At 71.0% G+C, this 18,094-nt stretch carries 20 protein-coding genes and 2 pseudogenes; 14 read left to right on the top strand and 8 right to left on the bottom strand.

Annotated elements, in window-relative coordinates; translation table 11 throughout:
* Positions 1 to 313: 313 nt before the first annotated feature.
* A complete protein-coding gene (locus ACFCV8_RS28975) occupies positions 314 to 808 on the bottom strand; it encodes a hypothetical protein (protein WP_376688421.1) in 495 nt (164 codons plus the stop codon).
* 540 nt (positions 809 to 1,348) lie between these two features.
* Here ACFCV8_RS28975 and ACFCV8_RS28970 point away from each other — a divergent pair.
* The 4 genes and pseudogenes from ACFCV8_RS28970 to ACFCV8_RS28955 all read left to right on the top strand — a co-directional run.
* Positions 1,349 to 1,657: pseudogene (locus tag ACFCV8_RS28970) on the top strand (IS5/IS1182 family transposase); the annotation flags it as partial.
* A 761-nt stretch (positions 1,658 to 2,418) separates the two neighbouring features.
* Positions 2,419 to 3,936 (top strand): alpha/beta hydrolase, encoded by a 1,518-nt coding sequence (locus ACFCV8_RS28965; RefSeq protein ID WP_376688420.1) that lies wholly within the window; start codon positions 2,419 to 2,421, stop codon positions 3,934 to 3,936.
* Positions 3,937 to 4,532: 596 nt separating this feature from the next.
* A complete protein-coding gene (locus ACFCV8_RS28960; RefSeq protein WP_376688419.1) occupies positions 4,533 to 4,886 on the top strand; it encodes a hypothetical protein in 354 nt (117 codons plus the stop codon).
* Positions 4,887 to 5,126: 240 nt separating this feature from the next.
* Positions 5,127 to 5,456, top strand: a complete 330-nt coding sequence (locus ACFCV8_RS28955; protein WP_376688418.1) for a hypothetical protein — start codon at positions 5,127 to 5,129, stop codon at positions 5,454 to 5,456.
* Here ACFCV8_RS28955 and ACFCV8_RS28950 read toward each other — a convergent pair.
* Positions 5,443 to 5,796 carry a zinc ribbon domain-containing protein YjdM gene (locus ACFCV8_RS28950; RefSeq protein ID WP_376688417.1) on the bottom strand — a complete coding sequence of 118 codons (354 nt, stop codon included), beginning with the start codon at positions 5,794 to 5,796 and terminating at the stop codon, positions 5,443 to 5,445. The two genes, ACFCV8_RS28955 and ACFCV8_RS28950, sit on opposite strands and share 14 nt — an antisense overlap.
* Positions 5,797 to 5,922: 126 nt before the next feature.
* Here ACFCV8_RS28950 and ACFCV8_RS28945 point away from each other — a divergent pair, with 126 nt between their 5' ends.
* From ACFCV8_RS28945 to ACFCV8_RS28920, 6 genes are all read left to right on the top strand, one after another.
* The gene (locus ACFCV8_RS28945; protein ID WP_376688416.1) at positions 5,923 to 6,264 is read left to right on the top strand and encodes an ArsR/SmtB family transcription factor; all 342 of its coding nucleotides are present in this window, start codon (positions 5,923 to 5,925) and stop codon (positions 6,262 to 6,264) included.
* A gap of 68 nt (positions 6,265 to 6,332) precedes the next feature.
* Positions 6,333 to 7,994 (top strand): SulP family inorganic anion transporter, encoded by a 1,662-nt coding sequence (locus ACFCV8_RS28940; RefSeq protein ID WP_376688423.1) that lies wholly within the window; start codon positions 6,333 to 6,335, stop codon positions 7,992 to 7,994.
* The gene (locus ACFCV8_RS28935; RefSeq protein WP_376688415.1) at positions 7,991 to 8,401 is read left to right on the top strand and encodes a pyridoxamine 5'-phosphate oxidase family protein; all 411 of its coding nucleotides are present in this window, start codon (positions 7,991 to 7,993) and stop codon (positions 8,399 to 8,401) included. The genes ACFCV8_RS28940 and ACFCV8_RS28935 overlap by 4 nt, the downstream gene beginning before the upstream one ends.
* Positions 8,401 to 8,820 (top strand): ATP-binding protein, encoded by a 420-nt coding sequence (locus tag ACFCV8_RS28930; protein WP_376688422.1) that lies wholly within the window; start codon positions 8,401 to 8,403, stop codon positions 8,818 to 8,820. The genes ACFCV8_RS28935 and ACFCV8_RS28930 overlap by 1 nt, the downstream gene beginning before the upstream one ends.
* Positions 8,821 to 8,853: 33 nt before the next feature.
* A complete protein-coding gene (locus ACFCV8_RS28925) occupies positions 8,854 to 9,261 on the top strand; it encodes an anti-sigma factor antagonist (RefSeq protein ID WP_376688414.1) in 408 nt (135 codons plus the stop codon).
* A gap of 350 nt (positions 9,262 to 9,611) precedes the next feature.
* Positions 9,612 to 9,785 (top strand): DUF6126 family protein, encoded by a 174-nt coding sequence (locus tag ACFCV8_RS28920; RefSeq protein WP_376688413.1) that lies wholly within the window; start codon positions 9,612 to 9,614, stop codon positions 9,783 to 9,785.
* 275 nt (positions 9,786 to 10,060) lie between these two features.
* Here ACFCV8_RS28920 and ACFCV8_RS28915 read toward each other — a convergent pair whose 3' ends face one another.
* Positions 10,061 to 10,570: a hypothetical protein gene (locus tag ACFCV8_RS28915; protein ID WP_376688412.1), complete on the bottom strand. Its 510-nt coding sequence runs from the start codon at positions 10,568 to 10,570 to the stop codon at positions 10,061 to 10,063.
* Positions 10,571 to 10,667: 97 nt separating this feature from the next.
* Here ACFCV8_RS28915 and ACFCV8_RS28910 point away from each other — a divergent pair, with 97 nt between their 5' ends.
* Positions 10,668 to 11,651 (top strand): IS5 family transposase, encoded by a 984-nt coding sequence (locus ACFCV8_RS28910; RefSeq protein WP_376688411.1) that lies wholly within the window; start codon positions 10,668 to 10,670, stop codon positions 11,649 to 11,651.
* Positions 11,652 to 11,737: 86 nt separating this feature from the next.
* Here the strand turns inward: ACFCV8_RS28910 and ACFCV8_RS28905 are convergent, their stop codons facing one another.
* From ACFCV8_RS28905 to ACFCV8_RS28895, 3 genes and pseudogenes are all read right to left on the bottom strand, one after another.
* Positions 11,738 to 12,388 (bottom strand): class I SAM-dependent methyltransferase, encoded by a 651-nt coding sequence (locus ACFCV8_RS28905; RefSeq protein ID WP_376688410.1) that lies wholly within the window; start codon positions 12,386 to 12,388, stop codon positions 11,738 to 11,740.
* Positions 12,389 to 12,491: 103 nt separating this feature from the next.
* Positions 12,492 to 12,611: pseudogene (locus ACFCV8_RS28900) on the bottom strand (NADP-dependent oxidoreductase); the annotation flags it as partial.
* A 172-nt stretch (positions 12,612 to 12,783) separates the two neighbouring features.
* The gene (locus ACFCV8_RS28895; RefSeq protein ID WP_376688409.1) at positions 12,784 to 13,779 is read right to left on the bottom strand and encodes a helix-turn-helix transcriptional regulator; all 996 of its coding nucleotides are present in this window, start codon (positions 13,777 to 13,779) and stop codon (positions 12,784 to 12,786) included.
* A 136-nt stretch (positions 13,780 to 13,915) separates the two neighbouring features.
* Between ACFCV8_RS28895 and ACFCV8_RS28890 the strand changes: the two genes are divergently transcribed.
* From ACFCV8_RS28890 to ACFCV8_RS28880, 3 genes are all read left to right on the top strand, one after another.
* Positions 13,916 to 14,338 carry a VOC family protein gene (locus ACFCV8_RS28890; RefSeq protein WP_376688408.1) on the top strand — a complete coding sequence of 141 codons (423 nt, stop codon included), beginning with the start codon at positions 13,916 to 13,918 and terminating at the stop codon, positions 14,336 to 14,338.
* Positions 14,339 to 14,437: 99 nt separating this feature from the next.
* The gene (locus tag ACFCV8_RS28885) at positions 14,438 to 15,469 is read left to right on the top strand and encodes an aldo/keto reductase (RefSeq protein ID WP_376688407.1); all 1,032 of its coding nucleotides are present in this window, start codon (positions 14,438 to 14,440) and stop codon (positions 15,467 to 15,469) included.
* A 5-nt stretch (positions 15,470 to 15,474) separates the two neighbouring features.
* Positions 15,475 to 16,569: a winged helix DNA-binding domain-containing protein gene (locus ACFCV8_RS28880; protein WP_376688406.1), complete on the top strand. Its 1,095-nt coding sequence runs from the start codon at positions 15,475 to 15,477 to the stop codon at positions 16,567 to 16,569.
* Between the two features lie 107 nt (positions 16,570 to 16,676).
* Here the strand turns inward: ACFCV8_RS28880 and rbsD are convergent, their stop codons facing one another.
* Together rbsD and ACFCV8_RS28870 are read right to left on the bottom strand one after the other, a co-directional pair.
* On the bottom strand, positions 16,677 to 17,066 hold the full coding sequence (rbsD, locus tag ACFCV8_RS28875) for a D-ribose pyranase (protein ID WP_376688405.1): 390 nt from the start codon (positions 17,064 to 17,066) through the stop codon (positions 16,677 to 16,679).
* Positions 17,063 to 17,974: a ribokinase gene (locus ACFCV8_RS28870; RefSeq protein WP_376688404.1), complete on the bottom strand. Its 912-nt coding sequence runs from the start codon at positions 17,972 to 17,974 to the stop codon at positions 17,063 to 17,065. Before ACFCV8_RS28870 ends, rbsD begins: the two co-directional genes overlap by 4 nt.
* Positions 17,975 to 18,094 lie beyond the last annotated feature (120 nt).

Genomic DNA, 18,094 nt, shown 5'->3' with positions numbered 1-18,094 from the left:
TCACGCCGGGGGCGTCGCCGGGTCGGCGGGCCGGGGCGTCGTGGGGGGTCGGGCGCCCAGGGGCGCGCCGGCTCTCAGCGGCGGGCCCGGGGTGGGCAGTTCGGGGGGGGCCCGGGGACCTGGTCCCCGGTTTGTCGCCGGGAGCCGAGCCGTCCAGCGAGAAGGCGAGTCCGGCGATCGCCGCGGCCGCGACGAGCGCCGCGGCAATCGCAGCGGTCCGTTTGCGGGGACGGCGGGCGGAAGAAGGGGTGGATGAAGCCATGGCACACCTCAGATGTGAGGAAGAAGGAAAGGAGCAGAACCGAGCCGCGGATCAGGCGGAAGCCGTGACCGGGCACACGGTCTGGAGGGACAGGCGGCGCAGCGCCGCCTCCGCCAGCAGGCCCACGGAAAGCACCGCCAGCAGGGGCTGCAGGGGAGCCCAATAGCTCATGGCGCCGGAGGCGCCGAGAAGCACGAGAACGAGCTTGTTGCACACCGGGCAGCCGACGGCGAAGAAGGACAACACACCTCCGGCCGCTCCCAGGCGACTGCCGTCGCGGGCCGGTGTGGCCCCGGGCGGGGAAGACTGCCGCACATAGGTGCTCAGGACGATGCCCGCCAGCGCCGCCGTGACGACGAGGGCCGGGTAGTTCCACCACTGCACGGGGACGGACCGGCCGAACAGGGGGTTGGGCACCACGTCGGTGGGCGCGCCGACCAGGATCGCGGTGGCCAGGGCACCGAGGCCCGCCACCGTCCACTGCCGGGTCCGCCAACCACGCAGTGCCGCACCGGCCCGGCTCCATGAGCGCGGGGAAAGGGACATGTGAGATGACTCCGTTCTGGAGGATTCAGGGGCACGGCCGACGGGCCGGTCTAAATCCGCAGAACGGAGAGAAGCGATGGAGGAGGCGGCGGGGCGGGGCCTGCCGAGTACGTGCCGGAGCACGGCTCATGGAACGTCACCGCTCCGGCCCGGGACGTCGGGCAACCGGAGCAGTCGGATACCTGCGAAGTGTTCTCGGCCCGCTGCGGAGTCTGACCGGCAAGGGCCTTCTTGCCGCACGGCGCGGACATTCCGGACGACGCTTCGAGGAAGGCGGAGGGCTGGGTGAACTCCGCGGCAGATGTCCGGGGGAGCGAACCGTCACGCTGGACGTGGCCGAACACGCACAGCAGGGCGACAACGGCCACGAGCAGGGACAGAACAGCGCGAAAACCGGTGTGCACCGGCCCGCATGCGTTCGCCCGCCTCATCATCGCTCCCACGCCGGTTCAGTGGTGCAGCCACTCTACGACACACGATCCGGCACCCCGTTTCAATTCGGTCCTTGGACTTTGTCCTATGCGGTGATCGCTCGTCGGGCCGCCGATTCCGTCGTCGGGAGTGCGTCCGCAGAGCGGGGGCGCAGGAGGCACCCGATGAGCCCCTGTTCGCCGCGATCATCTACGTGCTGGTGAGCGAGTGTGCATGGAGGGCCCTGCCGCCGTATCTGGTCCAGGGCCGACGTCCGGGGCCGACCGCACGAGGCGGTAATCGACCGCATCGACGAGTACGGCCTGCTCGACCCGGCCCGCGTGGTTCTCGACCCCGCCCACGCACGAGCCAAAAGGAGATGACGAACCCACAGGACCCAGCCCCGTGGACCGGGGCGAGGGAACCGAACCTGCTCACGCAGACCACGAGCGAACGGCCGACTCGGTCGGGTGCCCCCCTCCAACCCCTAGGGGGCAGGAGATCCGCACGCTGGCTCGACAGAGCCGTAAGACAGGAAGGCCGCGCCGAGTGGGCCGACGGGCCGGACCGGTCCGCCACTGTCGCTCCCGAGGAGCCTCGCTGCCGACAACTGCACCACCACCCGCGACACGGCCGAACCGATGCAAACGCTCCAGGCCGATCGCGCCGGAGACGCTTTCCGCAGGTGGGTGCGGACGATGCCAAGGTGACAACCGACCGGAACGGCAACGTTGTTGGGCTCCCTCCGCCGGTTTGTGCGGCTGCCAAGAACGACAGCCCGGCCGGATTGGCGCGCAACGAGATCGGCGTCGTCACCCGGCCGGCGGGTGCCGGTGCAAGGCAATCGTGTTGAGCCGTCCCCGTCCGGACACCGACGGCACGACGACGGGCCGCGCCGTCGGCGCTGCGCCCCCATGCCGTCACAGCGCTGCGGGCCGGTGCGCCGATGGGCACGACTGCCGGCAGACGGCCGGACGGCCGTCCACCCTGATTGATGAACGACACGGAGCAGGACTCCAGCAGGACGTCGGTGTGCCCGTCCTACACCGCTAGTTGGATCACGAGTCCATTCCCGCGCCGTACGGGGTACGAGTGGGGCGGAACAGAGACTGGAGGCAATTCGAGACACTGATTCTGCACAGAGGACTGGCATGGCTCTACGAGGCGCCCGAACGATTTCCGTACTCACGGTCGGCACGGTGACGACGCTGATGGCAGCGCTCACCCCCGTGACGGCGTTCGCGGCGGGGGACCCGCTCCAGCAGTACACGCAGCAGAAACTCCGTTGGGTGCGCTGCGATACGGGCGGGCCGACGACGTTCGAGTGCGCGACGGTCAAGGTGCCGCTGGACTACAGCGACCCCGGGGGCCGGAAGATCGACCTCGCGATATCGCGGGTGAAGGCGAGGGACGCGAAGGAGCGGCACGGCGTGCTGCTGACGAATCCCGGGGGACCGGGCGTTCCGGGGCTGACCATGCCCGTGGAGATCGAGCCGCTGCTGTCGGCGGAGGTACGGGAGAGGTTCGACCTGGTCGGCTTCGACCCGCGCGGGGTCGGGCGGAGCGCGCCGATCAGCTGCGGTCTGACGGCCGACGAACAGGCCGTCCAGCACCCCTACACCGCACGGACGTTCGCGAAGGACGTGGCTCTGGCCCGGACGGTGGCCGACAAGTGCTGGGCCAAGGCGGGCGACATGCTGCCGCACATCACCACCCGCAACACGGCACGGGACATGGACGTCGTCCGAGCGGCACTGGGGGAGAAGAAGATCTCCTACTTCGGGTACTCGTACGGCACCTACCTGGGCGCTGTCTACACACAGATGTTCCCCCGGCGCTCGGACCGGTTCGTGCTCGACAGCGCCCTCGATCCGACGCTCGCGTGGCGAGGGACGTTCCGGGGATGGTCGGCCGGGGCCGAACTCGCCTTCACCCGCTGGACCGAGTGGGCCGCCGCCCGCAACGCCACCTACGGCCTGGGGCCGACTCCAGCGAAAGTCCGGAGTACGTACTGGGAACTTGTCGCCCGCGCCGACCGCACACCCGTCCCGACAACCGGTGGGGCGCTCAGCGGCGGCGCCATCCGTTCCCAGTACGGTGCGTTCGTCGGCGTCAAGACCGTCACCCCGTGGATCGTCGCGTTGAAGGCTTCGGCCGCAGGCGGACCGCCCGCGCCGCCCGCGCCGCCCGCGCCGACCGCGCCGCCCGCGCCGACCGCGTCGGCTGAACCGGCTGTCCCCGGCTCGGCCCCGGCCCGGTCCGCCGACGCGGGGGCGTTCGCTGCGGACGTTCCTGCCGACAACCAGTCCGCCGTCACCTGGGCCGCCTTCTGCGGCGACACCCGCAGCTGGCCGCGCAACCCCGAGCAGTACCGCCGGGACGTGATCCGCGACCGGGCCAAGTACCCGCTGGCCGGAGACCTGGGGGCCACCATTCGGCCGTGCGCGTTCTGGAAGTCGACGGCAAGGGAGCCGGTCACCGTGGTGAGCAACGACGTCAACGCGCTGATCGTGCAGAACCAGTGGGACCCGCAGGCGACGCTGTCCATGGCGCAAGGCATGCGACGGGCGCTGCACAGTGCGCGGATGGTCACCGTGGCCGGCGGTGAGGGCCACGGCGTGGTGGTGGCCGGACCGTCCTGCGCGGACACCGACGTCACGCGGTACCTGACCACGGGACGACTGCCCGCGAAGGACCTGACCTGCGCCGGCCAGTGACCTGCGCCGGCCAGTGACTTGCGCCGGCCAGTGACTTGAGCCGAAGACTCGTGTGCGGTTCGCCCGCTCCCGGAACTCGGCCGGGACATGCACGCGGGATCCGGCAGCGGCTGCTTGCCCGCCGTGTACCTGTACCGGCACGGGTCCTGCCGGCGGGGCCGGGCCTTCGCCCGCGCGGGCCCCGGACGCGACGGGCGATGAGTCGGGGCAGCACCTGTGCGGTGCCGGACCGCCAGTGAATCCACTCGGTCGCCGCCGCGGGTCGCGGTGATCACGACAGGGGCTCCACCGCATTGAATCCGGCATTTGCTGCGCACACCCTGTCCGGGACGCGATCCGGACGAGGCCCGGACCAGTCCGGACAGTCGCCGAACGTCCGGGACAGTCGGCTCTCGTTGTTTCACCCGCTGATGGTCAGCAGTCTGTGCGGTGCCTGCCTGGCCAAGCGGTCGCCACGGTGCGGCCCGCTGCGTCGATGAGTCGCTCTCGACGCAGCGGGCCGGACCTGAAGCCGCATCGGGTGAGCAGGCCGCATCGAGAGCGTCCGGATCTCCGAACGCTCGGCGACAGCAACATTTCGGCCTTGAGGGAGAGACATGCGTACTCGACTTGCACTCACCAGTGCCGTGGCGGGAGCCGTCCTGCTGACCGGTGGTCTCACCACCGCTGCGCAGGCGGCATCCGCGCCCATCGGCACGAACACAACGACAGCCGCACCGATCACCGCCGCCACTTCGGTAGCGAATGTCGAGACCACAGTGTCCTCGGGCGGTTACGTCAGGCAGGACATCTATGGGGCGTCTGCCCCTGTCGTCTACAGCCCTTGGGGCGAGATTCTTGTCGTGCTCGGGTCGGCCCGGAACAGCTACGGCAATAAGTGGTACGCGGTTCGGACCCCCGAGGCCAGCTACGGGTGGATCTATTGCGGGAACGTGACCGCTGGCTGCTGACCCCACATGGCCCCGGACTCCCAGCTCCACTCATCTGGGGGCACCTGCTACGCCTCCGGCCTGATGGTCGCGGTGCGGCGTCGCATCGCACCAACCCACGTCTGACGCTGCACCACGAAAACGGCGCCCGAAGCCATAAGAGGTGGCTTCGGGCGCCGCTTCGACCGGACGACCGTCGCCCCGAACCGCGCCGCCGGACCGGAGTCACGGAGCCTGGCCGTCCGGGACGCTCTGCTCGTATTGATCCGTGACGAGAGCCTCTGGGTGCGGCACTGCGCCGTACAGTCCCTCTCCGGCCATGACGACCGAAGCGCCCCGGTTCTGGACGCCTTCCTGGCACTCCTCGATGAGGACGACGCGGATATGCGCCTGGAGGCGGCCTGGGCACCGGCCCGCCGCGACCACCCGCGCACCGAGGAGGCATACGAACGGGTCGGACCGCTCGACGTGTTCCCGGAGCACGACCACCGGACCTCCGGCCCCTGGCGCTACCGCGCGAACCTGCCCCGGAACCGCCGGACGCGCGCGGGGACCGGCATCCGCACAGGCCTCGGGGTCAGGCCTTCCTGACGACTCCGGACTTGAGCTGCATGGCGCCGAAGCCATCGATCCTGCAGTCGATGTCGTGGCCGTCGACCCCGTCGATCAGACGGATGCTGCGCACCTTGGTGCCGGCCTTGATGCCCGACGGGCTGCCCTTGACCTTGAGGGCCTTGACGACGATCACGGCGTCGCCGTCGTTCAGCACATTGCCGACGGCGTCCTTGACGACACGCCCCTCGGCGCCGTCCCCCGGTTCCTCGGACGCGGGCAGCCACTCGTGCCCGCATTCCGGGCAGACCAGGAGCGCGCCCATCTCGTAGGTGTAGGCGCTGGAGCACTGGGGGCATGCGGGAAGGTTCTCGGTCACCGGAGCAGTATATTTATGGCTAGTGGAATTGCGAAAATTTGCAATTCATTACATGCTGTGGTGGCTGTGTCCATAGGCAGCCGCGGGCACAGCGTCCGTGCGCGCCGAAGAGAGGTTCCAAAGAACGTGTCCGTCCCGCTGTATCAGGCCAAGGCCGAGTTCTTCCGGATGCTGGGGCATCCGGTGCGGATCCGGGTGCTGGAGCTACTGCAGGACGGGCCGACGCCGGTACGCGAACTGCTCGCGCGGATCGAGGTGGAACCCCCGACCCTGTCCCAACAGCTCGCCGTGCTGCGCCGCTCCGGCATCGTGGCCTCCCGGCGGGAAGGGACAACGGTGGTGTACGGACTCGCCGGCGGGGATGTCGCGGAGCTGATGCGGGCCGCGCGCCGGATTCTGACCCAGATGCTGGCGGGACAGCACCAGCTGCTGGAGGAGCTGCGGGAAGCCGAGGACACCGCCAAGTGAGCACCTTGATCGGCCGGGTCCAAAGCTCGGTACTCTCCCTGCTGCCCAGCCGTACGGACCTGGCGGCGATGGGCCGCAATCCACGCAGGGACCTGCTGGCCGGACTGACCGTGGCGATCGTCGCGCTGCCGCTCGCGCTCGGCTTCGGCGTCTCGTCCGGCCTCGGCGCCGAGGCCGGACTGGCGACCGCGGTGGTGGCCGGCGCACTGGCCGCGGTCTTCGGCGGCTCCAACCTCCAGGTGTCCGGGCCGACCGGCGCGATGACCGTGGTCCTGGTACCGATCGTCGCCCGGTACGGACCCGGCGGCGTACTCACGGTCGGGCTGATCGCCGGAGCGATACTGATCGCGCTCGCACTGCTGCGGGCCGGGCGGTACATGGCCTACATCCCGGCCTCGGTGGTGGAGGGCTTCACCCTCGGCATCGCCTGCGTTATCGGGCTCCAGCAGGTCCCGAACGCGCTCGGGACCGACAAGCCGGAGGGCGACAAGGTCCTGACGGTCGCCTGGCACGCGGTCGAGGAATTCGTCCGCGACCCCAACTGGACCGCCCTCGCCCTCGCCCTCGGGGTGATGCTGGTGATGCTGCTCGGCGCGCGATGGCGGCCGACGATCCCGTTCTCGATCGTCGCGGTGATCGCCGCCACGGCCGTCGCACAAGCCCTGCACCTCGACGCGGCCGCCCCGATCGGCACCCTGCCCTCCGGCCTGCCCGCCCCCTCCCTCGCCTTCCTGCACCCCGAAGCCCTCGGCTCACTGCTGGCCCCCGCGGTCGCGGTGGCCGCCCTCGCCGCCCTGGAATCGCTGCTCTCCGCCCAGGTGGCGGACGGCATGACCGTGGGACAGAAGCACGACCCGGACAAGGAACTGTTCGGGCAGGGCCTGGCGAACATCGCCGCCCCACTGTTCGGCGGTGTCCCCGCGACCGGCGCCATCGCCCGCACCGCGGTCAACGTCCGCACCGGCGCATCCTCCCGACTCGCCGCACTCACCCACGCCGCCGTCCTCGCGGTCATCGTCTTCGCCGCCGCCCCGCTGGTCTCCAGGATCCCGCTCGCCGCGCTCGCCGGCGTGCTGCTGGCCACCGCGATCCGCATGGTCGAGGTCGGCTCGCTGCGCGCGATGGCCAAGGCCACCCGCTCGGACGCGCTGATCCTCGTCCTGACCGCCATCGCGACCCTCGCCCTCGACCTCGTGTACGCGGTGATCATCGGCCTGGCCGTGGCCGGAGCACTGGCACTCCGGGCCGTCGCACGGCAGGCCCGCATGGACGAGATCCCACTGAACCCCGGCGACCAGGGCGACCACGGCGACGAGGAACACGCACTGCTCGCCGAACACATCGTCGCCTACCGCCTCGACGGCCCGCTGTTCTTCGCCGCGGCCCACCGCTTCCTGCTGGAACTCTCCGAGGTCGCCGACGTCCGCGTCGTCATCCTGCGCATGTCGCGGGTATCGACCATCGACGCCACCGGCGCCCTCGTCCTCAAGGACGCCGTCCAGAAACTGAACCGGCGCGGCATCACCGTCCTGGCCTCCGGGATACGACCCGAGCACCGCCAGGCCCTCGACTCGACCGGCACCCTGGCACTGCTGCGCCCGGAAGGCCGCGAGTACGCCACCACGCCCGAAGCGATCACGGGGGCCCGTATCTACCTGGAGGACGCCGGGCTCCTGCCACCCGCTCCCGCCCAGCAGCCGCGAACCACCGTTCAGGAGCCCGCCCGATGACCCGCCCCGCACCGCGCCACCTGACGGAGGTGTCCGGTTCCGAGGCCCTGTGGCTGCTCGAAGGAGCTGCCCGGGGACGCCTGGTGTACGTCCGACGGGAGGTACCGGCCGTCCGCCCTGCGGTGCACCGCCTCGACCACGGCCGTCTGATCGTCCGGGCCCCGGTCCAGGCCTCCGCCCTGTCCGGACGCGCCGCCCTCACCTATCAGGCCGACGAGATCAAGGAGGCCGGCGGCACCGGCTGGATGGTCACCGCCACCGGCCCCGCCGAGATCATCACCGACCCGGACGAGGCCGCCCACTACCGCAGGACGCTCTTCGGCTGGACCCACGGCCCGCACGACACGCTCCTGCGCATCCGGCCGCAGACCGTCACAGGGTTCCGTCTCGTCCACCGGGAGGCATGATGGTCCCGCGGATCGAGACACTCCCGTGGCGGCATGTGCTGACGGTGCCCGCCATCGGCCCGGCCGTCCGCATGGCCCGCGAAACCGCCGAACTCGCCCTCACCGAGTGGGGAGTGAGCCTGCGCCACCCCACCGTCGGCCCGGCACTCCTGATCCTGAGCGAACTGGTCACCAACAGTGTCCGGCACGCAGCCGACCGCTCACCGGACATCACGGTGATCTACGCGGGAAGCGTAGACACGCTCGCCTTCGCCGTCCACGACCACCACCCCTACCGGCCCCCGCTGCACGAAGCGGGCACCGGCACGGGCGGGCTGGGCACCGTCATGGAACTCACCCTGCGACTCGGCGGAACCGCGGTCACCCGGCCCGACGCCGACGGCACGGGCAAGAGCATCTGGATCACCCTCCCCCTCTGAAGCCGCCGCCGAGCCAAGGAAGTCCCCACCACGATGACGATCGAATGGCGTTACACCATGGAGCAGGACCTCGGGGTGCTGTCGGTGGCCGGATACCTGGGCGGCGACGCGGTGCACCGCTTCACCGGGGCCGTCGGCTGGACACTCGCCCGGGGCACGGGCCCGGTCGTCGTCGACTGCGCCGACCTGCACGGCTGGTCGGCCGAGGGCCGGCTGGCCATCGAGGACGCCGCACGCGAACTGGCCGCCCACGACCGGACCCTCCACCTGGCCGCGATCCCCGCCGACGGGCCCCCGGTCCCCGTCGGTGACCATCCCCCGATCGAGGTCCACCGCGACCTGACCGCCGCCCTCGCCGCCCTCGCCGTGAACCCCGGCGCCGACACGTCGGCCGAAGGAGGACAGGAATGGCGCACCAGCGGCTGGCCCGCAGTCCAATGAGCTGCCTCGCCGGGGATCAGGACCTCCGCACGGAGCCGACCGGTCATGAGGGGCGCCCGCCGGTTTCGGCTGCCATGGCGCAGGGGCGGCCCGGCGGCCGCCCCGGAAGACGCCCGGCCGGGCGTGCGGCACATCACGTCCGCACCGGCAGGGCCGCGGGCGGTGATCCGGGCCAGGGACGCGGTGACCGAGCGGCCGGCGGAGACCGGGGTCGCCCACCGGCCCGCGTTCGCCGACGAGGTACCCCTCGCGGCCGGCGAGCCGGCCACGCGGCACACCGGCAAGACCGTCCTGGTCCGGTTCGAGACCCCGTGCACTGACCACCCACCGATGACCGCAGAGAGAAACCGATGAGCGACGAGAACACCGCGCAGCCGGTGCACGGCAAGAAGGCCGTCAGGGACGAGGAGAAGGAGAAGGAGAAGGGCGTCGCACTGCGCGCCTTCTTCTACATCTTCGGCACCCACCTGTTCGCCGCCTTCGTCTGGCTGCTGTTCTACGTCGGCCAGCACGCCGACAAGTAGCGGTCCGGCGTGCCGGCCGGCCGATGCGGCGGCCGCGCCCGGACCGTCGTCCGGAACCACGAGCACCTGCGCCCGCCGCCGAACACCTCCGGAAACAGCCCGCCGCCCGTACCCGGTTCCCGCTGCCCGGCACGAGATCCCGCCCCTGCCCGCGTAGGCTTCTCCGGAAGCCCGGCGCGCGACTGCTGTCGCGAAAGCGGATCCTTGGATGGGCCACGCTGGATCTGTTCCTCGGACTTCCCTTCCGCCAACGTCTCGACCGTTTGCGGGAAGTGTTACTCCGAGCTGTCGGTGATCCAGCCGGCTATGGCCGCAGCGACTTCGGCAGGACTCCGGCCGGTGGTGGTGAACTGCTGGTTCACTACGCACCGGAGTTCTTCGGCGTCCTTGACCGCGTCCTCGATCTGATCCCGATCCCACCCGCGGGCGGCAAGGCGGGCACGTCTGTCCGCATCGACGCAGTCGAGGCGTGCCCAGGTAGCGCGCGGCGGATCCACGACGTCTCCGAAGGCTGCGCTTGCCCATTCGTCCGGTGTCAAGGGACAGAGGATCAGTACCGGTCCGCCGCCCCGGAGCATCATGGTCGCGATCTTTACCCAGAGTCTGTTGTAGGCGGGCCATACGGGACTCGCCGAAGGAGAGGTGATGTCGATGCCCAGCAGCCTGCCATCCAACTCCGGCAGCTCATCGAAGTCGGCGCTGGCGAATGGGTACGCTCCCAGGTGCCGCAGGAGCGTGGACTTTCCGGCCCCCGGCGCGCCGGTGACGACGTGAAGCTTCGGCAACCGACACTCCTTCCCGGTCCGCTCCGCCGTACCAGCAGACACGCGTAACCCTAGGCAGTTTCGTTTGGATCAGCTGGTTGTTGGTCTGGATGTGTCGTTGGCTGATGCGCAGTGGGTGCGGATCGAGCCGTTGCTCCCGGACCGGACGCCGAAGCGGGGTGGCCGCTGGAGGGACCATCGTGAGGTGGTCGACGCGATCGCCTTCAAGTTCCGGACCGGTACCCAGTGGGTGCGTCTGCCGGAGAAGTACGGCAACTGGCGGGGTGTCTGCAACCGGCTGCGGATGTGGGCCGTCGATGGCACGTGGGAGCGGGTGTTCACCGCCCTGGTGGCCCAGGCCGACGCGGACGAAGGCGTCGGCTGGGCGGTGTCCGTGGACTCCACCGTCGTGCGCGCTCATCAGCATGCTGCCGGAGCCCGCAAAGAGGGGCCCCGGCCGACGGGACTCACGGCCTGGGAGGGGCTGTTCGAGCGCCTCGGTCTGCACGACGGCGCCCTGAAGAACTCCGGCACCCTGCTCGTCACCGCCGCCGCGGGAGGCGTGGGCGCGATGGCCGCCCAGCTGGCGCGGGCGCTGACCGGCCTCACGGTGATCGGCACCGCGTCCCGTCCGGAGTCGGCCCGGTTCGCCCGCCGCATGGGGGCGACCCATGTGGTCGATCACCACAAGAGCCTGCCCCCTCAGGTGGCAGCGATCGCGCCGGACGGTGTGGACTTCGTCTTCAGCACGGCCGGCACCGACGTGAACATGGCCGCCTATGCGGACGTGCTCAAGCCCATGGGGCAGATCGTCGCGATCGACGACTTCGGCCCCGTCGAGATCGGGCTGCTGAAGTCCAAGAGCATCTCCTTCCACTGGGAGTTCATGTTCACCCGCTCGCTGCACCGGACCCCGGACCGGGCTGTTCAGGGGTACGTCCTGAACCAGATCGCCCGCCTGGTGGACGCCGGCATCCTCACGACCACCGCCACCACCGATCTCGGCACGATCAACGCGCAGAACCTGCGCGAGGCCCACCGCGTCCTGGAATCCGGCAAGGCGATCGGCAAGATCACCCTGAACGGTTTCCCGCCCGCGTAGGAGATGCGCGTCCCCGGGGAGTGCCGGCACGCCGCCGCGGATCCGGGCAGGTTCCGCTCGCGCATCCCGACCCGCGAGCCGCGGATCTACCTGCCGTCCCCGCCCTGGGCGAGACTCAGGACCCAGACGCCGTAGGCCTCGTTCGCGGGGTGCAGCTGGTAGGTGCCTGCCCGCAGGTCGACGCGGAGTCCGGCGGCCTCGAGATCCGCCTCGAACTCGGCCGCGGTGTAGGCGTGGGCGTGCGGCGGCCGGTCCTGGAGGTGGAAGCCGACCAGGATCCGGCCGTTCCCGCCGAGGACGGCGCGCATCGCGCGCAGGGCCGCACGTTCGGTGCCCTCGGCCAGGTAGACCATGACGTTGCCCACGCAGACGACCAGGTCGAACGGGCCGTCCTCAGGGCCGAGGCCGAGGATGTCGCGTTCCTCGATCGGCAGTCCGGGGTAGGTCTCCCGGGCCTGCCGGACCAGCACCTCGTCGGGCTCGATCGCGACCACGTCGTGCCCGCGCCGCAGAAGCGCCGCAGTGACCCGGCCCATGCCGGCACCTGCGTCGAGCACCCGGGCGCCGCGCGGCAGGAGCATGTCGGCGAGCCGGGCTTCGCCGTCGATGTCCTCGCCTGCGGCGACGAGCTCGGCGAACCGCTTGCCGAAGTTTCCGCTGTTGCCCGCCTCCTGCCAGCGGGTCCGCGGCGTCGTCGTCGGCGTGGGGCCCTCGTGTGCCGGCGTGATCCTGTTCATGCTCCGAATTTTAGGCGTCGTCCCCAAGGACCAGATCCAGCGGGCCCTGCTGTAGTGGGTGGCCGGGCCCGCCACTGCTCCGGCCGGTGGAGCAGCGCTCGAAGGGGCCGACGCCGGACGCCCGTACGGCCACCCGAATCCGCCCCGGTCCGGCATGCGGTTCCGGCATGTCAAGGACTTCAGGGGCGCTTGCGGGACCGTACTCGGCGAACGCCGGCGCTCTCGTGCGATTTGTCGGGGTAGCCGCCGAAGCGGCCCCGCTCGCACGAGGACGTCCTCACGCAACGGCTCCGCCAGCGCCGAAGGGCCGACCCTTCGGAGACGGCACCTCGACGCGCGTGCCGAGGCCGGAAGGCACCACGGGACGCATTCGGAACCCGAGACGGTCCGCCCCGTCACCCGTTGGGGGCGTCCAGCCGGCCAGGCCCGGTGGTCGTGGCGGCGCCGTAGCGGCGCGCGAGTGCGGCGCAGGCTTCGTGGAGGGCTGGCGGGCCGATGACGTGCAGGTTCGCGTCGAACCGGCCAAGGCCGGCAGCAAGGGCGGTCCAGGACCAGGATCCCGTGATCACGCGGCATCGCGCGGGCCCGAGCGGTTCCACGATGCCGTCGGCGATGTGGGGTACGACTTCCGAGGCGGGGAGGTCCAGGACGGCCTCGCCCCGGCACGGCCAGGCGGCCTCGGTTCCGTCGGAGCCCCGGAACCGGCTGGTGACGAACGTGGAGACATCCCCGCCAGGCAGCCGACGTACGGTGAAACGCGGACCGGTCGGCGTGCGTGCGGTCATGCGGTCGGTGCGGAAGACGCGCCAGTCATCGCGGTCGAGATCCCAGGCCAGCAGGTACCAGCGGGTGCGCCAGGCCACGAGGTGGTGAGGCTCCACGCAGCGCCGCTGTGGGGCGGCCTCCTGGTACGGGGTGTAGTCCAGGTGCAGTACTTCACGGCGCTGGATCGCGGTGCCCACGGTGCTGAGCAGATCCAGGTCCTGGGCCGGTGGGATGCCGGGACCAGGCGGGCGCACGGTGGTGACGTGCAGCGCGTCCACGCGCTGCCGCAGGCGCGGAGGGAGGACGTTCCGGATCGTCGCGAGCGCCCGGTCGGCGTCCTCCGCGATCGCGGGGTGGGCGGTGCTCTGCAGCGCGACGGCCAGAGCGATGACCTGCGCGTCATCGAAGAGCAGCGGCGGCATCTGAGATCCGGGACGCAGACGGTATCCACCGCCCGGCCCCTTGTCCGTGGCGACCGGGTAGCCCAGCGCGCGAAGGCGGTCGATGTCACGGCGCACGGTGCGCACGGTGACCTGCAGTCGCTCGGCCAGGTCGCCTCCGCTCCACTCCGGTCGTGCCTGGAGCAGGGAGAGCAGGGCCAGGAGCCGCGAGGACGTTTTCTGCATGCCCCCATCATGCGGCAAGTACAGGACACAACCTGTCCTGTACAGGTGCCATGCTCGATCACAGATCCCGGAGAAGGGCATTTCGCCCGTCGATCACATGTGCCTCATGCGGCGCATTTCAAGGTAGGAGCAGACCATGTCCGTTACCACCACCACGCACTTGAACTTCCGCGGCTCGGCCCGTGAGGCGCTGGACTTCTACCAGTCCGTCTTCGGCGGGCACACCGTCGCGGTGACCTACAAGGACGCCGGCAACGTTCAGAACGAGAACGAGGCGGACTGGGTGATGTGGGGCCAGGTCATCGCCGACAACGGCTTCCACGTCATGGCCTACGACGTGCCCTCGGCAATGCCGTACGAGCAGGGCGCCAACCCGTTCTTCGTGTCCGTGCGCAGCGAGGACGCCGACGAGATCAGCACCCTGTGGCGGCGACTGGCCGACGGCTCCAACGTGCTGCGCCCGCTGGAGCCCGCGGCATGGGCCCCGCTGTACGGCATGCTGACCGACCGCTTCGGCGTGACCTGGGTCCTGGACGTCACCGCCCCCTACAACGGCTGACCCGTCCCGGGGCGGGCACCCCGCAACGGCTGCCCGCCCCGCTCGTCTTCGCCATCAGCACGCCGACGGCAGTCGGCCCACATGGAAGCGGACCCTGTTATGCGCATGCGTCAGCTCGGCCGGACCGGCATCGAAGTCAGCACCTACTGCCTGGGCACCATGATGTTCGGCCCGAACGGCAACCCGGATCACGACGCATGCACCCGCATCGTGCACCGGGCCCTGGACGGCGGCATCAACTTCATCGACACGGCCGACGTCTACGGACACAGCGAGACCGAGCACATCCTCGGCCGCGCCCTCAACGGCCGCCGCGAGGACGTGGTTCTGGCGACCAAGTTCAACGGCCCCATGGGCGAGGGTCCCCTTCAGGGCGGCAGCTCACGCCGCTGGATCATGAAAGCGGTCGAAGGCTCACTACGCCGCCTGAACACCGACTACATCGACCTCTACCAGATCCACCACCCCGACCCTCACACCGACATCGAAGAGACGCTGTCCGCCCTCACCGACCTGGTCCGATCCGGCAAGGTACGCGCAATCGGCTCCACCAACCTCCCCGCGAGCGAAATCGTGCAGGCTCACTGGGTCAGCGAACGCCGGGGCCTGCACCGGCTGCGCACCGAGCAGCCCGCCTACTCCGTCCTCAACCGGGCGATCGAGCGCGAGATCCTCCCCGTCGCCCGTCGCTTCGGCATGGGCGTACTCGTGTGGAGCCCGCTGGCCATGGGCCTGCTCACCGGCCGCTACCGCAAGAACGACGCCCCGAGCAGCAACGCCCGCATGCACTGGGCCCCCAGGCACATGACCGACCCCCGCAAGCTCGACGCCGTCGAGCAGCTGATCCCCCTCGCCGAACAGGCCGGCCTGCCGCTCACCCACCTGGCCATGGCCTTCGCCACCGCCCACCCGGACGTCACCTCGGCCATCATCGGCCCCCGCACCCTCGACCAGCTCGATGACCTGCTGGCAGGCGCCGCGACCGTGCTCGACGACGCCGTCCTGGACCGGATCGACGACATCGTTCCGCCGGGCACCGACATCGGCCCGCTCGACGTGGCCCACCAGCCGCCCTCCCTTACCGACATCGGCCGGCGGCGTCGCCCCGGCTCCGAGCGTGCGGCAGCCTGAGACCCATGAGCGTCCTGACCCAGCGCGACCTCAACCGGGCCACCCTCGCCCGCCAGTACCTCCTTGAGCGCGAGGACTGCACCGCCCTCGATGCCGTGTCCCACCTGGCCGGACTGCAGGCCCAGGCCCCGCAGGAACCGTTCACCGGCCTGTGGTCGCGCGTCAGGGCGTTCACCCCGGCCGACCTGGACCACCTGGTCGTGGGCCGCCAGGTTGTGCGCACCCACCTCATGCGCCGCACCGTCCACCTCGTCGCCGCCACCGACGCGCTCGCCTGGCGCCCCCGCCACGACGCCATGCTGCGGCAACGCGTCCTGTCCACCTACCGCAGCGAACTCAACGGAATCGACCTGGACGAACTGAGCACAGCGGGACGGGCCGTGATGGCCGATCACCAGCCACGCGCCATGGGCGAACTCGTCGGCGCACTCCGTGACCGCTGGCCCACGCCGCCCGGCCGGGTGCTGGGCGAACTTCTCGTCGCCGCGCTCATCCCCATGGCCCAACTGCCCCCCAGAGGACTGTGGAAGAGGACCGCAGGCGTCCACAACCTCCCCCTGTCCACCTGGCTGCACCAGTCCATCACCCCTCTGCCCGCGGACCCGGACGATCCGATCGGACAGCGACTGGTCCTGCGCTATCTCGCCGCCTACGGCCCCGCCACCACCGCGGACATCCGCGCCTGGAGCGGCCTGGCCGGACTGCCCGCCGCGGTCAAGGCCCTCCGCGGGGACCTCGTCACCTACCGCGACGAACGCGGCCGCCTGCTCCTCGACCTGCCCGACGCACCCCTCCCACACGCCGACACCCCCGCGCCGATCCGCTTCCTGCCCGCCTTCGACAACGCGATCCTCGGCTACCAGGACCGCAGCCGCATCATCGACGACCCGCACCTCGGCCTCTCCGTCGCCGGACAACGCGCCGTCCTCGTCGACGGCCGCGTCGCCGCCACCTGGACCACCGGCGACCGCCGCCTCACGATCAGCCCCCTGCGCGGGCTCACCCGGACCGAAGTACGAGAACTGGAGGCGGAGGGCCAGAACCTGGCCACCTTCATGGACCAAGGCATCGACACGATCCAAATCGCCGAATCCACCTGAACCGCAGCACCCTGCCCGCAGGGGTGCCACGGCTGGACGCCGCATGATTCGCATCATTGACCGAAAAGGCCCCCATCCAGCCCTCCAAGATCCCCGGCAGAGTCAGATCAGAAGAAGACGCCGCAGCGCAGCAGCACGTTCGCGTACGGGCGGGCCTCGCCCGTACGGACGATCAGGCGGGCGCCCGCCGACAGTTCCTTGAGCTTCTCGTGCGAGACCAGGGCGAGATCCGGGAAACCGCGGTCGAGAAGCGCGGACGCCTCCGGGTTCGCCTCGCGGATCTCGTGCGCGGCGGTCGCACCCTCCACCACCAGCTCGCCGAGGAGGCCGTCCAGGACCTCGGCGAAGGACGGCACCCCGGCGCGGAACGCCAGGTCCACCACGCGCGGGCCCGCCGGGATCGGCATCCCGGCGTCGCACACCAGCACCCCGTCGCCGTGCCCCAGCTCGGCGAGCGCGCCCGCGAGATGGCGATTGAGTATTCCGGACTTCTTCACAGCGCCGCGACCTCCTCGGCACTCGGATAGGACTCCTGGGCACCGGCCCGCGTCACCGCGGCCGCGCCCACCCGGGCCGCGTACGCCGCCGCCTCAAAGAGCGGCGCGCCCGTGCTCAGCCGCCAGGCCAGCGCCGCCGTGAACGCGTCGCCCGCACCGGTGGTGTCGACCGCTTCGACCTTCACCGACGGCACCCGGGCCGTCCCGACGGCGGCCTCGCCACCGGTCGCGACCAGCGCGCCGCGCTCGCCCAGGGTCACCACGACCGAGCGGGGGCCGAGAGCGAGGAGGGCCTTCGCCCAGTCCTCGGGTGAGCCGTCCGGATCACCGCCCGTGAGAACCCGCGCCTCGTGCTCGTTCACGATCAGCGGATCGCACGCCGCCAGCACCTCGGCGGGCAGCGGGACGGGCGGCGAGGGATTCAGTACGAAGCGGGCACCGGCCGGCAGGTTCCGTACAACCTCCACGACCGTCTCCAGCGGGATCTCCAGCTGCGCCGAGACCACCCTGGAGGCGCGCAGCAGGCCGGCCGCGCCACGGACGTCCTCGGGCGTGAGCCGCCCGTTGGCGCCCGGCGACACCACGATGCTGTTGTCCCCGGACGGATCCACGGTGATCAGCGCGACCCCGGTCGGCGCGCCGCCGACCAGGACGCCCGCGCTGTCGACACCGGCCCCGGCCTGCGTGTCCAGCAGCAGCCGGCCGTGCGCGTCGTCACCGACCCGCGCCAGCAGCGCCGTACGGGCACCGAGCCGCGCGGCGGCCACCGCCTGGTTCGCGCCCTTCCCGCCCGGGTGGACGACCAGGTCGGAACCGAGCACGGTCTCCCCGGCCGCGGGCCGCCGCTCCACCCCGATCACCAGGTCGGCGTTGGCCGAACCCACGACCAGGAGGTCGTAGTCGTACATGAACTGTCTCCCTACGGATGCCTGAGGATCCCCGCGGACCGCGCGGCAGACGCACGGTCCGCCGGTCCTTCGACGGTGGGCGAACCGGTGCCACGGCCGCGGGCGGACGCGTCACGCGCC

This window comes from Streptomyces sp. NPDC056347 (assembly GCF_042262625.1).
Classification (GTDB): domain Bacteria; phylum Actinomycetota; class Actinomycetes; order Streptomycetales; family Streptomycetaceae; genus Streptomyces.
This window is presented reverse-complemented; position numbering and strand designations above follow the sequence as displayed.

Excerpts from the sequence above, each read along its gene's own strand:
- ACFCV8_RS28940 (WP_376688423.1), top strand. The coding sequence starts at position 6,333 with ATGGGCCGCAATCCACGCAGGGACCTGCTGGCCGGACTGACCGTGGCG.
- ACFCV8_RS28925 (WP_376688414.1), top strand. The coding sequence starts at position 8,854 with ATGACGATCGAATGGCGTTACACCATGGAGCAGGACCTCGGGGTGCTG.
- ACFCV8_RS28920 (WP_376688413.1), top strand. The coding sequence starts at position 9,612 with ATGAGCGACGAGAACACCGCGCAGCCGGTGCACGGCAAGAAGGCCGTC.
- ACFCV8_RS28870 (WP_376688404.1), bottom strand. The coding sequence starts at position 17,974 with ATGTACGACTACGACCTCCTGGTCGTGGGTTCGGCCAACGCCGACCTG.
- ACFCV8_RS28905 (WP_376688410.1), bottom strand. The coding sequence starts at position 12,388 with ATGAACAGGATCACGCCGGCACACGAGGGCCCCACGCCGACGACGACG.
- ACFCV8_RS28885 (WP_376688407.1), top strand. The coding sequence starts at position 14,438 with ATGCGCATGCGTCAGCTCGGCCGGACCGGCATCGAAGTCAGCACCTAC.
- ACFCV8_RS28960 (WP_376688419.1), top strand. The coding sequence starts at position 4,533 with ATGCGTACTCGACTTGCACTCACCAGTGCCGTGGCGGGAGCCGTCCTG.
- ACFCV8_RS28890 (WP_376688408.1), top strand. The coding sequence starts at position 13,916 with ATGTCCGTTACCACCACCACGCACTTGAACTTCCGCGGCTCGGCCCGT.
- ACFCV8_RS28880 (WP_376688406.1), top strand. The coding sequence starts at position 15,475 with ATGAGCGTCCTGACCCAGCGCGACCTCAACCGGGCCACCCTCGCCCGC.
- ACFCV8_RS28975 (WP_376688421.1), bottom strand. The coding sequence starts at position 808 with ATGTCCCTTTCCCCGCGCTCATGGAGCCGGGCCGGTGCGGCACTGCGT.
- ACFCV8_RS28895 (WP_376688409.1), bottom strand. The coding sequence starts at position 13,779 with ATGCAGAAAACGTCCTCGCGGCTCCTGGCCCTGCTCTCCCTGCTCCAG.
- ACFCV8_RS28935 (WP_376688415.1), top strand. The coding sequence starts at position 7,991 with ATGACCCGCCCCGCACCGCGCCACCTGACGGAGGTGTCCGGTTCCGAG.
- ACFCV8_RS28930 (WP_376688422.1), top strand. The coding sequence starts at position 8,401 with ATGGTCCCGCGGATCGAGACACTCCCGTGGCGGCATGTGCTGACGGTG.